This is a genomic window from Chitinophagaceae bacterium, assembly GCA_007695095.1.
Taxonomy (GTDB): domain Bacteria; phylum Bacteroidota; class Bacteroidia; order Chitinophagales; family REEL01; genus REEL01.
In genome coordinates this window covers 1-15681 of the sequence record REEL01000166.1, presented here as the reverse complement: position 1 = coordinate 15681, position 15681 = coordinate 1, and the positions used below count along the sequence as shown (strand labels likewise).

The following is a 15681-nucleotide window of genomic DNA, read 5'->3' as shown; positions in this document are numbered from 1 at the left end:
TCAATTTACAAAAACAATTTCTGCTTAAATAAAAATTAATAACTTAAGGTTGCACCAATCATAGCATTAAACCCATAAGTTGGATAGCGATACCACCTCTCATGTTTAATAGAAGCAATATTATTAACCTGCCCAAAAAAGGATAAATGATTAGAAAAATGATATGTAGCTCCGATATTTAAATCAAAAAGGCCATTTAATTTTAAAGCTTCGTCATTAGGTAGCTTTGCATATACACCGTCTACACCATAAATTTCACTGCTTAAAATTATTTTATCCCCGATATTATAACCGGTAGCAAACTTCATTTTAAACGAAGGCATATGCCATGCTTTTTCTTCCTCGTCTAGTTCGTGTCTGTAATAATCAGCTTCTAAAAGAAAATTTAGCTTGTTACTTAAATGATATGAAACTGAAGCATGCAGATTGACTATATTCATTCTTTTTTCATAAATAGTATTAAATTTCTTGATGTTGTTTGGATTGTTTACAAAAAGCGGTTGGTTCTCAACAATTTTTTGAGTGAAGCGGGCATCGTAGGCCAGGTTATTTATTACAGTACCTTTAAAACCCGCAAATCTTTCTTCAATTCTGGGGTTTTTGATTTCTAAATCATTATCAATAAAATAATTTTCTTCAGCTAAAAACTTATACCGGTTTACATCAAGATATCTCTTCCAGCCATTGTAAAAGATTACTTGCTGTCCAATAATTGTTTTTTCAGTACTTAAATGTGGAAAGAGGTGAAATACATTTCCTTCAAAAGTTCCGTTTAAACCCGCTGTTAACCTCCATGATTCATCAAAAAAGGTATAATGGGGATTAATTGCAATCAGGTTCTTTTGATAATCAGTCGTTGGACTTTCAAAGTTTACATGATCAACACTAAAGATAAAATCAATATAATGTTTATTTCTGAAGGTTTTATGGAATTTAGCATAAACTTTTGCTCCTACTTCAGTAGCATCGTATCTGTCCGTAAAATAATCGGCTGACATTCCCAGGTAATAATCTATATTAGCTCTGTTGTCTTTCGTGTTTCTCAGATTTGCTTCTATAAAATACTCATTAAAACTTTGTCTCACATCGCTTTTATTAAAAACTGAATCTTCAGGGAATCCGTAGTAGTGGACAATATGATTATTATAACCGGCACGGGCATCAATTTTTATTCTGTCAAAGAAGTAATCAGTAAAAAAATGAATATTATTTTTTCCAAAGGTCTGAAAATCCATTCCGCCTCTGGCTGAATGGTGATTAAAGTAACCGCCAAAAGTAAAACGCTCGGTTTGTCCGCCTGTGTAAAGCACTTCAACAAGAGGTGAAAGTTGTGTGCCAAACCCTAAGCGTGCATAAGAAGATTTTCCGGGTTGAGGTCTTTCCTGTGGAATTGCTATCGGTCTTATATTAGGTTGTTCGTAGGTAACCGGAATCAACTGAACCGGTAAGCTATATCTTAATGTAGGAGGTTCAATTTTTTCAGATTCTATACTTGCTGAAAATGTAACCTTAGTGGCATCTGCAATCAGTGGGGTGTATGTTGTTCTGACTACTATGTCGTCACTACCAATTCCATTTTGACTTTCACTTTCTTCCTCCGCAATCAAATTTGCAAATGGAATGAAAAACATCATTGCTGTAAGAAAAATATTTTTATATGTATACATAATCTGATTTTTAAGGTTGTTCGAAAAAGTCGTCATTATCTTCTTCTATATCATCTATCTCAATAAATTCATCAAAATAGCTTTCTGTTTGAATTTTACTGTCCTCGGCTTCCTCTTTCAGTATTTTATCCAATCTCATTTGTGCTTCAGCTCTTAAATCTTCTCCCTGGTAATTGTCTAAAACAGTTTGAAGAGTCGCTTTAGCCTGAAAGTTTTCATCCAATTTATAATGATTATCCGCAAGTAGTATTAAACTTTTAATCAGCCACTTTTCGTATGTAGGACTGGCATTAATTATTTCGAGAGCAGTAGCTTTTGAGCTTTCATAACTTTCCCGCTTAAATTGTATCAACCCGATGTGGTATCTGGCTTCAGCTCCTAAAATATTTCGGGTTCTTTCAGCAGTAATAGTGAAGTTCACGATAGCGTCATCAAGTTTATTTTGCTCAAAGGAAGCTTTACCTAAATAAAAATAAGCTTCTGTTTTATGGCTCTCTGTTGCTTGAGGATCTTCCAGCAGCATTGCCGCATATTTTTGTATATCTGAAAAGCGGTCTAAATAGATAGCAGAACGCATTAATCCAAGCAATGCATTGTAGTTATTTTCTTTAATAGTGGCAATATCCAGTAAGCTTTTAAACTGATCAAAAGCTTTCTCATAATTTTCAAACTTATTGTAATTCATGGAAGAAGCTCTCAAAAGAGACCTTTCAGTATATCTGGTGAAAGGCATATTAATCAAGGTTTCATAGTCTACCAAAGCTTTTTCAAATCTTCCTTCACGATAAAGGCATTCTGCTCTGAAAAAAGTTGCCTGAAGTAAGAAAAATCCATCTGAAAACTCACTCAGGTATTGATCAAGCGCTCTTATAGCATTTGCACAATCATTATTGATATAATATCTTTCAGCAGACATAAATGTCACAGAATCTTTTAAAGAAACAGAAACCTGACCTCCCGGTGTAGATTCTAAAATCCGAATATAGACATCGGGCTGCCCCATTTCTATGGAAACTTCTTTTACTGCAGAAAGAGCTTCTCTGGATTCTTCTGTTCGCGGAAAGTTTTCGATTACTTGTTTATAATTTTCAACCGCATCATTAAAATTGCCCTGATTGAAATTAATAAGTCCGAGATTTAAATAAGCATTTGCTAAAAACTGACTGTTTCTGTGATTTCTAACAATAGTATTAAATTGTGTTTTAGCATTATTAAAATCTTGAAGTTGAAGGTAGGTCAGTCCTGTTTCGTAAATGGCATCGTCTAAATATATTGACCGGCTGTGATTCCTAATTAAGCTTTGTAGAGTGCTGATTTTATCCTGAGGTTTGTTTTTAAGGCCAAATAACATAGCTTTTTGAAGGAGTGCGTAGTCAGTTCCGGATACATTTGCCTGTATCAATCGGTCGTATTTTGCAAGAGCTTCATCATATTCTCTGAGTATAAAGTGCGCATCGGCAGCTCTCAAAAGTGCATCATTAGAAATTTGTCTGCCTGTTTGCCCTGAAGCTATGCCGGCTTGAGAAGTTTCCAGCACCTGATTAAAGTTTCTGAGTGCTCTTCTGAAATCTTCCTGCATCAGATAGCTGTATCCAAGTCCGTAATAAGCATTTCTAAGATTAGCCTCTGCATTTTGTGCACCTTCACGATTTGCTATTTGAACATAATTCAAATAATTCTGAACAGCTGCCGGATATCTTTTGAGTTTATAATCAATTTCCCCTTTCCAGAAGTAGGCTAAGGCCTGTAATCCTCCATTTATAGGATTCCTGAGAGAAACATCCATCAGTTGATAAGCTTCCTGTAAATTATTATCATTAAAAAGCTCCAGAGCGCGATAAAAAGCAACTTGCTGATATACTCTGAGTATTCTGGGACTTCTGTCGCTGATAGATTCTATAGTGCGTAAAGCCTCCGCATAATTGGCAGCATTTAAAAATGCATCTGTAAGTAAGCTCCTGGCTTCCTCTACATGATCGGACTGAGGATAGTTATCTATAAAAGCATTTAATGTTTGAATAGCTTCTCTTTCAAATCCCAATTCATAAGATAGTTTACCGTAGTTAAAAAGAGATTGTTCTTTCACAAAGCTATCAAAATCAAGCCTGGATGCTTGTTGAAATGCATTTCTGGATGCAGATTTATCTCCTATTTTCAGATAACAATCTCCCAATATGTACATGGCCTGTTGCCCAAGCGAATCCTCCACAGTAGTTAGCTGTCTGAAGTTTCTGATTGCTTTTTCATATTCTTTGTTTTGATACTGAGCAAAAGCGAGTTGATAGATATCAGATTTTGGAACACTTCTGGAGTTTTCAACATAGTACTCAAGGTGAGGAAGCGCTTCTGAAAAGTTTCTCAATTCAAAGTAACTTCTGCCTAATATAAGTCTCAGCTCATTATAATACTGTAAATTTCTATTTTCTATCAATGGCTGCAGGTAGCGAATCACTTCTTCATATTCACCTCTAAAAAAGCGAATTTGACTAATGTAATAAGGTATAACTCTTTGATAAATTCTGGATTCTTCAACCCTTTCAAAGCTTTTTAGCGCCTCATCATAATCTTTTTCAGTAAAAGCAATGTATCCGTAGTAGTAATTGGATGGATAATAGTAACGATTTTGTACATTTCTGACATCTCTGAGGTTTCTTTTTGCCAAAGACATATTTTGACGGGTAAAATAACTGTAACCTAATTGAAACTTAAACTTGGCAATATCTCTGTTTTCCAAATCATCAATTTCTACTCGCTCAAACCATGTGATGGCATCTGCAAACTGACGATTTCTAAAATAATACCTGCCTAATTGGTAGTAAGCAAATCTTTTTTGCGGGATTTCATGATATTTTGCGATATATTCTTTCAGTAATTTTTCTGCATCAGGCTGAAATAATTCAACGGCGCAAACAGCCAGATAAAAGTCAGTATTTGTTTCTATAAAAAGGGGAGGCCTTTGATTAGATTGTTCAAGTTGTACTTTAACATCTTCAAAATACTTTCTGGCAACTACGAAATTTTTATTTTCAAAATTCTCCACTCCTTTTCTATAGGTACGATATGGGTCACTGTAAAACATACTTTCCTGAGCTAAAGCAGGCAAAGAAAAGAATAGCAGTAAAAAGCTTATGGTTAAAACAGATAATCTCGTTTTCATTTATTTATAGAATTTAAGCGTACAATTAAAATGACAGTGAAACCGATAAAGATGGTAATATTGGAAATTGATTAACCCTTTGATAACGCACTCTATCGAAATAAAATATATTTTCCCTGTTATAAACATTCGTAACACTGCCTGCGACTTCCATTTTTACAGTTCTGGAAATGTCAAAAGTCCTTTTTAGTGAAATATCCATACGATGATAATATGGCAATCTACCTGTATTTAGTGAGTCTGAATATATAATACCTAAATTTCCGTTTTGACCGGTATAATCAGTATTCAGACCATCAGCAAAACTAAGTTCTTCGAAAAATCCGGCGGTCTTGGTAAATGGAAAACCACTTCCTAAGTTCCATCTGAGCCCTAATTCCCAATTGTTGTTTTTACCGAAGGTATAGGCGGTAATTATATTTGCATTATGTCTTCTGTCAAAATGTGGTGGATATTCCTGTTCACCGTCAAAGCGATTAATCCAGCCAAGGGAGTATGTTGCCCAAACAAACCAACTACTTCTGTTATATTGAACCAAAAAATCTAAACCGTATGCATCACCTGTCTCTACTGTGTAATCCGGGTCAGAAGGTAGAATTTTGTTACGGTTAATATTGATTAATTGATTGAATCTTTTATAATAAGGTTCAAAATCAAACTGTATATTTCTGGTTATATCCCATTCCAAACCTGTAATCAAGTGAAAAGATTTTTGCAACTTATGACTGGCTGTGTTACCGTCAGTATCAACTAAATTTACGTCAGGAGCAGATAAAAAGCCGGTAAATAAATCAACAACATCTCTGTCTGATTTTGTACTGATTAAGTTTTGGGAATACCAGCCTGTAGCTGCTTTTAATCTGAAAGTTTCCGACACATTATACTTAAGTCCAAGTCTGGGCTCAAAAGAGAAATCAGAAAGAGTTCCGTAATATTGAATACGAAGGCTCGGGTCGATTACCCAGTCATTTACATTTGCTTTATATCTGACGTAACCACCTAATTCGGTGTTATTAGTGCTTTGATCAAAGCGAATTCCACTTTCATTAAAAAATTCAAAGTCTGTTTGGAATCCGTCAAATTCAATACCATATCTCAATTCTGCATCGGGTTGAAAATATATAAAGTTTATATTCAGATTGATGCCGCTGATTCCACTTTTTCTGGGTTGTTGGTCGGTTTCAGTTTGTTCAATAAAATAATCAGAGTATGAAATGTGACCGGTAATTAAAGCATTTGCAGCACCAGGAACCAAAATAAAATTCGTTCCTATACCGGTTGCTTCCCAACCAAAGTCTGTGATGCCTCCAAAATTAGCCTGATCTCTATTGTGGAATCCGGAAAAACTAAGGCTGGAACCCGTTCCAAAACCAAAGCGTGCTTTTCCGTAAACATCCGTAAAACTATAAGGTAAGCCATCTTCTTCTATAAACCCGTAAAGGGTAGGGGAAACTCTGTCTAAATAAGAATGTTTACCTGCAACTATAAATGATGAACGGGATGAACCGTCCTCTGAACGAAAAATAGGACCTTCTAACATTGCGCGTGTCATAAACGGACTTCCTGATACTAAACCTGAAAACCTTCGGCTGTTACCGTCTCTTGTTCTTACATCTACTATAGCTGAAATTCTACCTCCGTATTCGGCATTAAACCCTCCGGTCATTACATCTACATTCCTAACTGTTTCTGTTTCAAAAATTGAAAACAGACCTATAGAGTGAAAAGGGTTATAGACAGTAATTCCATCTAGCAGAAAACGGGTTTGAACAGGTGAACCCCCTCTTATATAAATTTGTCCGCCCTGGTCACCGGTTGTTATAACACCCGGCAAGACTTGTAAAAATTGAGCAATGTCGGGTTCCCCGCCTACAGAGGGCAGTTGTCTTATATTTTGAGTGCTTATTTTTTGAGTACTGATTTTTACTTCAGTCCGGTAAGATTCTCTTTCAGCTGATATTTCAACACCTGCCAGGTCAATAGCAGAAGGTCTCAGCCTGATTTGTTTAGTTAACATCTGATCAGCTTTAACTTCAATATCTAAACGGATAGTGTCATATCCAATGTAGGTACTCATCAGAGTGTAGTTTCCGGGTTCAATTCCGGAAATTGTAAAAAAACCATTTAAATCTGTAGTTGCACCCTTACCGGTTCCTTCCAATAATATATTCGTGAAAATCATGGGTTCATCCGATTCTTCATCATAAATAAACCCTCTGACTACTCCACGTTGCCCAAAAACATCAGTTACCAGTAAGAATAAACAAATAGTAAAGATGTATTTAGCTGCTTGATTCGATCTCATTTTTAGAATTTGCTTCAAAAATACAAACCTAAAGGATTAAATTCTTGAAAATTAACTTTATTAAAGTTTCTTATCCACAACAAACTCTTGAAAATCGAAAAAATTACACAAAATGAGCTAAAATACGGTACTATGCAGCATCACTTTTTGAAAATGGTGATTAAATGATAATTTAACATGAAAATTAATTCCGTTTATTTAGCTCTATTAAAAAATTATTTGTGTCAACTTTAAATTCTTTAAATTCAGCTCTTGTTATTTTAATTTCCTGCCAATTATCTGTAGGTTGAATAAATGCATAGTTTTTGCCATCTAATTTAACTTTTACCGGAAAATTCAGTTTTGCATTTTCATTGCTCCATCGGTACTGAATAGTTACATTTCGCCTTCTGCTTGTTTTTTTAAATTCTAAAACCGGAAGCTTTGTTCCATGTATGTAAAAGTCAAAAAAATCACTCCAGTCATTTTGTGTTGTCTGATTAATAGTTCCTATAAATGAATCGGTATCTATATGCCCGTAAGCAAATTTGTCTGTCAATGAATTAAAAATCTCAAAAAATATACTGTCATTATCAATTGCAGACCGCAGGGTATGAATAATCATTGCTCCTTTGGTGTACATATCCTGAGAACCTTTGTCAAAATACCCGGGGGTGCCCCTGATAGGTCGATCGTTTCTTATTCCTTGCCTTTTTTGTTGTAAAAACTTCTTTACAGCTTCTTCACTGAAATAACATTCAACATATAAAATCTCTGCATAAGTTGCCAGAGCTTCATGTATCCAAATGTCTGCTATATCTTTTGCAGTTATAAAATTGCCCCACCACTCATGAGCTGTTTCGTGAACAATAATATAATCTAACTCCAGATTACTACCTGTAAGGTCATAGCCTAAGTATCCTTTTTTAAATTGATTTCCATACGCGATGCCGCTTTGATGCTCCATTCCTGCATAAGGTGCTTCGACTAATTTATAGCCATCGCGCGGAAAGGGGTAGGGACCAAAAAATTGCTCAAAACAATCTAAGGTAAAAGCAACTTGTTTAAAATATTTTTGAGCTAACTCAGAATTGTGTGGTAAAACGTAATAGTTCAGGTCAACTTTTTTATTATTGACACTATTAAATTCATCCGTAAAAAAATGATATTTACCGGCATAAAAAGTGACATTATAAGGCACCACGGGATAAGAGATTAACCATTCAAATCTCTTCCGGTTATTTTCAAGCTGTTGTTTTTTTAAAAATTGCCCGTTTGAAATACAGTCCAGTGAATCGGGGAGGGTACAGCTTATTCTTACGCTATCTGCCTTTTCGTTAAAATGATCTTTTACCGGCCACCACATTGAAGCCCCGTCAGATTGAACCGCAACACCAATCCAGGGATTTTCGTATTTATCTTCAGACCATACTAAGCCACCCTGCCACGGCGGATTTATAGCTTCCGGTGGTTGGCCCTCAAAAAAGACAGTAATTTTATATCGTTTATTTAGTTGCATATTCTCAGGCAATAAAACAAAAACGGCCCGCTCGTTTCTTTCAAAATGTAATCCGGTTTCTTCCCAAAAAATATTGGTAATATTTATCTCCGGAACTAAATCCAATTGGATTTTTTCCGTTTCTTCAGTTAATGTAAAGTGAATGGTGTTTTGGCCGCTTATTCTTTTTTCATCCGGAAATAATTCAAAAGCTAAATCATAGAAATGAACTTTATAAGCAAATCGCTCAAGAGACCAGTGTCCTCTCAATCTATCAGATTCTGTGAAGTTATTTGCTATACTAGTAAGTATCAAAGAGAAAAAAAATGCTGTAAAAAATATTTTTTTCATAAAAATCTCAATTATAAAAAATCTACATCCAGATGGAAAGGGTAAGTCATTAGATATTTTAAACCGTTTTTGACCGGCATATTTTCAAATAAAACTTTGTAGACCACTTGTAAAATGGGCGTCCTTACTTTATAGTAATCGGCTAAAAACTTTGTGATTCTAACTGTTTGTACTCCTTCAGCTACTTCTTCGGAAGTATTTAGAATGTGTTCTAAGGTTTCTCCCTTTGCCAGGCGATATCCTACTGTATAGTTACGGCTGGTGTTACTGGTTGATGTAGCAATGACATCTCCTATACCGGCTAAACCAAGAAAGGCTTCCCTGGTTCCTCCAAGAGTTACTCCTAAACGTATCATTTCTCCCAGCCCTTTAGTAATAAGCAATGATTTTGCATTTTCGCCTAAATCCAGCCCACTAAGAACCCCGGATGCTATGGCAATAATGTTTTTTAAAGTGCCGGCCAATTCTACACCTGTGATATCATAATTTTGATAAACCTGAAAGTTCGGACTGCGAATTGCTTTTTCTCCGGCTTTTATAACTTCTTCAAATTTGCTGGCAATAACAGTTGCGGCAGGTTTATTTTCAGAAATTTCTTTCGCTAAGTTTGGTCCTGACATGCAGCCTACTCTTATGACTGAACTTTCTCTCCGGATGATTTCAGACATGGTTAAAATCTTATTTCTGGGAAGTGGTTTTTTTACTTCCATAAGATTCCAGTCTTTAATATTAACATCTAAACCTTTGGTGCCATGAATTAAAATATGAGAAGGGTTCAGAAAAGGTGAAATATCTTTAATCATGTCCCTGAATGTTGAGGCCGGTACCGTTGGAAATAATAACGTACATTCGTCAACTACTTTTTTAATGTCACCGGTACCTGTAACACCGGGATGTATTTTTTGTCCTGCATTTAAGCGTTGGGTATTGATATTTTCGACAACAGCCTCTCTTCTGGCATATAAATAGACTTTGTTATTTACTGCCAATAAATTCGCAATGGCTGTGCCAAAGCTGCCTGCTCCTATAACGCCTACCGGCTTTTCAGATGTATTTTTCAAGTTTATATCCAATGGTTCTGTTATGGTAATAAAACAATAAATTAATATCCTCACTGTTCAGATTGCCTTCTTTTGTTTTGTACAAAGGCCGTTTATCATGATAAATTCCCAGGTTTTTAAGCCCGTGATTAACGATTTCTTCAGCATTCTTTTTGAAAACTTTGTCCAATAAAATCTTCTTCTTTGCTTTCATGGTTTCTAATCGGGTCAACAACTTATTTATAACATACATAAATTCTTCCCATTCAATAATACGATCTTCTTCCGGTAATCTTAAAAGTCCGTAAACATCTAATCGGCGATACCTTTTCTTTAAAATTCCAAAAGCAGCAAAAGCTATTAAATGACTGGAAAAAAGAGTGTTGTATTTGTGATAGCTTTTTACAATTTTTTGACTTAAAAGTCGGGTGTATTCTTCATTTCTTTGCTGGTTGTGATTGAGGTTATTGTCCAGCATAAAGTAATCTTTAATGTCTACTTTTTTACCTTGCTTATCTATACTTTCTCCGGCACTATTTACTTTGTTTCCAAATAAGTCCATTGGTTTGCCGAATGAGAGAGTTGCTTCGGATGAAGCACTGAGAAACTTCATCACAAATTTAAACATTCTGTAAGAAGTGGAATATTCATCGTTTTCTACAAGATAGTATTCCTGTCCGGTTGATTTAAGGTGCTGATCGATTAATGATTTTGCTTCCAAAACAAAGTGATAGTTAATGACTACGGGCACTAAAAATATTTTTGTGTAATCTTCATTGGTTGATTCACTTTTTTGAATATTTTTAAACTGTGCATCTATAGCTGTTCCAATAAGTCCTTTTTTTAATTCTTTTTCTATAACTCCGGACCGGCTTCTGGTTCCACCGGGGAAAAATAAACTGTGACAGCCTTCCTGTATAACTAAGTTAGAATAGGTTTTGAGTGTCTCCAGATAAATTAAATTTTTCTTTCTGCGGTCAACTTTATAAGCTCCTAAGCGATGCATAAAGTAAGCTATCAGGCGGATGCCAAACAAGTTTAACCCTGCACCATAAGTAAAGGGTGGCAATCCCAATGCGTGAATTCCCCAGCCAATTATAATGGAGTCTAAGTTTGAAAAATGGGTGGGCACCATTATGATTGTCCCTTTTTTGGCTAAGGAGCGTATCAATTCAATATCCCCTGTTAGATTTATTTTATTGTCAATACTGAAGCGTTTGTTCCACTTCTTTTTAATTTTTAACCCTACATTGGTATTTAATAGACGAGAAAACCCAAAAGGAACCAGTTTTTTGGCAAAGCCATAAATGTTTGGATCAAAATGCCCGGCAATTTCTGAAGTATAGCGACCAACTATTGAAGCTAATTCTTCTCTGACTTCTGCTTTTGAAAGTGTTTTCTTTTCCAAATCAATTTTTAGGTTTAATACCTTTTTGCGCATGTTTGACCAAAAGATTTTTTCATCCTCAGTGTCAACTTTCCAGGAGTTTTGGGTTAGCCTGATTCTTTCCAGATAGACCACTCTGGTGAGTTCGTCAAGCAGTGTTTCTCCATCTCCGGTGGTGTCAATTATTCTTTCAATACTTTGTTTTTTTACATTTTGAAGAAACTCAAATCGCTTTAGACTTAGTTTATAAAGAGGCCACTCTTTTACATCTTTATGTATAGGTTCAAAACGATTTTTATATTTAGGTTTATTCATGTTATTCCGGTATAATTGATGGGTCAATTCTTTTAAAGTTAGTCTAAATTATAAGCATTAATAGATTAATAAAATAAAATGCTAATCCACAAACCCTTTACTTTACAATTGTATTTTCTTCTTGAACAAATACTTTATCATAAATTTTACTGAACAGCAATAATTAACAGCAAAGTTATTTTAAACAGTCATTTTATTCAGTGAAAAACAATTCATCATAAAAAGAAAAATTGTAATAAAATTTCAGTTCAAAAAATCAAATTTAACAAAAATTAACGGTATTAAGCTACCATCTCATATCTTTGAGGATTAATTAAATATAAGCTGAGATACTTAATAGGCATATTTCAGAATTATCTTAAAGTGCTTAGAAAAAAATCATGTAGTTTGCAAATTTATATTAATAGTGTAAATTGGATAAATAATTACGAATAACGAATGAAGGTTGAAATTTTTATACCCTGCTATATCGATCAGTTTTTCCCTGAAATTGCATTTCATACGATAGAGATATTGAAAAAGGCAAATTGTGAAGTGCATTACAATCCGGAGCAAAGTTGTTGTGGCAAACCGGCATTTTTGGCCGGTAAAACAAAAACCGGTAGAAACGTAGCTGAAAAGTTCTTGAATGATTTTTCTGAAAAGGGTTATATAGTTACTCCCTCAGGTTCCTGCACAGACTTTGTGAAAACCTTTTATTCTGAAATGTTTGAAAATGCTTCACTGCATAATGCTTATAAAAATGTAAACCGAAATATTTTTGAACTCTCTGATTTTTTAGTAAACGTAGCCGGAGTCACTTCTTTTGATGCCGGTTTAAATGCCATTGCCATAGTGCATGAGCATTGTTCATTTTCAAAGTTAAAAAAAGAGTCAGGACATATCCGAACTCTTTTAAAAAATGTAAATGGATTAGTAATTAGTGAGTTTAATGACGATATGTGTTGCGGATTAGGCAATCAATTTTCATCAGAGTTTCCGGAAATGGCAGAAACTATGGCTAAGCGTAAACTTGAAACAGCATTGGATAAAAATGCAGAGATAATCATATCATCGGACATGACATGCCTTCTGCACTTCAGGAAAATTATTGAAAAAGAAAATTATCCTTTGCAAGCATTGCATATTTCAGAAGTATTAACTTCTAAAAATTAGCGAAAAACTACAATTAAAATAGCTATTGTCAGCAATACAATAAAAATACCTAAAAGAATAGATGTTTTTCGTGCACCTTCTTTAATAAGCAAGTTTAATTCTTCTGCATGTATTTGCTGAAAAATATTTTTTAAAATTAATTGTGTACGTAATACAGCAGAGTCATTTTTTATAACATAGTCTGTTGCACCGTAATCATAACAAGCTATGGCGATTTCCAGTTTGTCCTGATGAGACATCATGATAACAGGAATGTCGTCCTTTTTTTGCTTTATTTGCTTCAGTACATCAATTCCGGTTTCTACATTATTTTCATTATTTGAAAAATAGTAATCCAAAATAATGACATCCGGATTTTCATCCAGCTTTGCTACACAATCTTTACCATTTGTAAATGTTTCGACATTCACAGTATAGTTAAAATTTTCCGGTAATTTTTGTTCCATCATTACCAGATGCTTGTTGTCATCATCCACGATGAAAACTTTATAAGGTCTATGCTCGTTCATAAGGAAAGGTTTTAGATTAAAAAATATAAATACAATATACAACAATCATGAAAACTGCTATTAAGATATATAAAAAAAACTAAAAAAGGAATAAATTGAAAAATTATTAGCGTTTTTGTTAATTATTTTTCTCTACTATAGCTGATTTACTTTACTGACATTTAATTAATTCTTAGAGAGAAAGCATTTCTTCGTCTTTTAAACGGGCTTTGTTTAATACAGGCATGGCATAACAGGTTAATATTAACCGGTAAATCTCATCTTTAGCCGTATTAAATTTTTCAGATTGTTTTCTTAAATGTTCATCAAACATTTCACAGTCTTCTTTAGTGTATTCTTCACTGTATTTGGGAGTATAGATTCGGTCATAAGCTATGTAGTTGGTTGGCCAAAGCTTATAGTTCTTATGGATTCGCTGATCAATTAAATCTGCCAGCAGAAAAAGTTGTTTATTTTTATTTTTGATGGTAGCTATTTCCTTAAGTTTTTCATCTACGATTTTACCCAGCGAAAGATGGATGCGTCCTTTTATACCGGTTAAACCCTGAAGGATATCTCTCAAATCATCTTTGTTACGTTTGATTGAAAACCCTTTGTTTTTTAAGTACAGTTGTTTTGCTTTTAGAATATCGCAAGGGTCGTATTCATAAGAAATGGCCATTGGAGCAATTCTTATAGAAGAATAATTTTGGTAAAAATCGTTTTCTCCGGAGATTCCCAGCATTTTTAAGACCCCTTGCTGGGTTTTGTCATTCCCGTCTTTTGTTCGGCCTTCACGCTGAGCGATCCATACAGAAGTGTCATGTTGGGTAATTTGCTGACGAATATAATGAGAAAGGGTTTGAGAATGTTCAAATAACTGACGTCCACTTAAGTCACGGCGCACTATAAAGTTTTTATTTAGTTTCACAAAAAGGGTAATCCATTCATTTAGCAATAAGTTATTTCCTATTGCAATCTCGCAAGTGTCTAAATTGTTTTCATATAATAAGACATTTAAAATGGCAGAATCCAGTATAATATCGCGGTGGTTAGAGATATATAGGTATGCTTTATCTTTTTTAAGTTTTTCTAAACCATCAAAAGTAATCCCTGAAGAACTTTTTTGAAGTAATTCTTTTGTAAAGGGATACATGATAATTTCCTGAAAGCCTCTAACACTATTTATATTTTCAGCTTTTTTTATCCATTCATCAGGTTTTTGGCCGGGAAACAGATATTCTAACAAAAAACGAAAAGTTTTGTCATTCAGTAATAAACGAACAGCATCATTAACTTCAGAATCTCTGTATGGTCTTATGTCATCAAATCTAAACTCATTCATGCCGTCATCACATCATTTTTAAAAATTTCTCAAAATTACAATTTTTTATCTGCTATTCTATTAATGACGCTAAATAGACTTTTATTTTAGAATTGATTGAGTTCCTTTTGTTTAAAAGAAAAATTAAGTTGTTAAAAATTATTTTAGATAAGTCTAAATTTATATTTTTGCATTAGTAAAAATGATTTAAATACCACTCCCACAGATGAATCAGGAACATCTATTATTGGCTTTTGGCTTAACTTTGTTTGCCGGCTTATCAACAGGAATTGGTGGCCTTATTGCTTTTTCCAGTAAAAAATTCAAACCCGGCTTTTTATCAGCTGCCTTGGGATTTTCTGCGGGCGTGATGTTATATGTTTCATTTATAGAGATTTTTCCAAAATCAATAAGTGCTCTGGAGGAGTCATATTCTGAAAAAGGTGCTTACATTTTTGCTGTTTTATCTTTTTTTGTTGGTATAGCTTTAATTGCTTTAATCGACAAAATGATTCCGAAACCTGAAAATCCGCATGAGGTTCATTTTTTAGGAAAAATTGATACTATAGATGACGATATTGAAAAAGCAAAATTGTATCGTTTAGGTTTATTATCGGCATTGGCGATTACTATCCACAATTTTCCGGAAGGTTTGGTTACTTTTTTTGCTACTTTGCAAGACCCTTCACTTGGTGTCAGTCTTTCAATAGCAATTGCGATTCACAATATACCGGAGGGGGTTGCTGTTGCCGTACCGATTTACTATGCTACTAAAAGCAAGACAAAAGCTCTGTTATTTTCATTTCTTTCAGGTTTGGCGGAGCCGATAGGAGCTTTGATAGGTTACCTTTTGCTGTTTAATATTTTTGACGATAAGATGTTTGGGTACATATTTGCGGGCATTTCCGGAATAATGGTTTTCATTGCATTGGATCAGTTACTGCCTATGGCACATCGCTATGGAAAACATCATAATGCAATTTATGGCCTAATAAGCGGCATGGCTGTCATGGCA

At 34.4% G+C, this 15681-nt stretch carries 10 protein-coding genes; 2 read left to right on the top strand and 8 right to left on the bottom strand.

What is annotated here, in order from left to right; translation table 11 throughout:
- Nucleotides 1-35: 35 nt before the first annotated feature.
- From EA412_13820 to EA412_13795, 6 genes are all read right to left on the bottom strand, one after another.
- Entirely contained in the window at nt 36-1667 is a 1632-nt protein-coding gene (locus EA412_13820) for a hypothetical protein (GenBank protein TVR76353.1), read from the bottom strand.
- A gap of 10 nt (nt 1668-1677) precedes the next feature.
- Nucleotides 1678-4824 (bottom strand): outer membrane protein assembly factor BamD, encoded by a 3147-nt coding sequence (bamD, locus tag EA412_13815; protein TVR76352.1) that lies wholly within the window; start codon nt 4822-4824, stop codon nt 1678-1680.
- 25 nt (nt 4825-4849) lie between these two features.
- Complete coding sequence (locus EA412_13810) at nt 4850-7129, bottom strand: TonB-dependent receptor (GenBank protein TVR76351.1); 2280 nt, start codon at nt 7127-7129, stop codon at nt 4850-4852.
- 184 nt (nt 7130-7313) lie between these two features.
- Nucleotides 7314-8957 carry a M1 family peptidase gene (locus EA412_13805; protein ID TVR76350.1) on the bottom strand — a complete coding sequence of 548 codons (1644 nt, stop codon included), beginning with the start codon at nt 8955-8957 and terminating at the stop codon, nt 7314-7316.
- Between the two features lie 11 nt (nt 8958-8968).
- Nucleotides 8969-10024 (bottom strand): NAD(P)-dependent glycerol-3-phosphate dehydrogenase, encoded by a 1056-nt coding sequence (locus EA412_13800; GenBank protein TVR76358.1) that lies wholly within the window; start codon nt 10022-10024, stop codon nt 8969-8971.
- A complete protein-coding gene (locus tag EA412_13795; GenBank protein TVR76349.1) occupies nt 10002-11699 on the bottom strand; it encodes a glycerol-3-phosphate acyltransferase in 1698 nt (565 codons plus the stop codon). The genes EA412_13800 and EA412_13795 overlap by 23 nt, the downstream gene beginning before the upstream one ends.
- A 438-nt stretch (nt 11700-12137) precedes the next feature.
- Between EA412_13795 and EA412_13790 the strand changes: the two genes are divergently transcribed.
- On the top strand, nt 12138-12854 hold the full coding sequence (locus tag EA412_13790) for a (Fe-S)-binding protein (protein ID TVR76348.1): 717 nt from the start codon (nt 12138-12140) through the stop codon (nt 12852-12854).
- Here the strand turns inward: EA412_13790 and EA412_13785 are convergent.
- Together EA412_13785 and EA412_13780 are read right to left on the bottom strand one after the other, a co-directional pair.
- Complete coding sequence (locus EA412_13785) at nt 12851-13363, bottom strand: response regulator (GenBank protein ID TVR76347.1); 513 nt, start codon at nt 13361-13363, stop codon at nt 12851-12853. The genes EA412_13790 and EA412_13785 overlap by 4 nt on opposite strands.
- A 172-nt stretch (nt 13364-13535) precedes the next feature.
- Complete coding sequence (locus EA412_13780) at nt 13536-14687, bottom strand: glycerol acyltransferase (protein TVR76346.1); 1152 nt, start codon at nt 14685-14687, stop codon at nt 13536-13538.
- A 205-nt stretch (nt 14688-14892) separates the two neighbouring features.
- Between EA412_13780 and zupT the strand changes: the two genes are divergently transcribed.
- The coding region (zupT, locus tag EA412_13775; GenBank protein ID TVR76345.1) for a zinc transporter ZupT at nt 14893-15681 on the top strand (789 nt) is incomplete at its 3' end.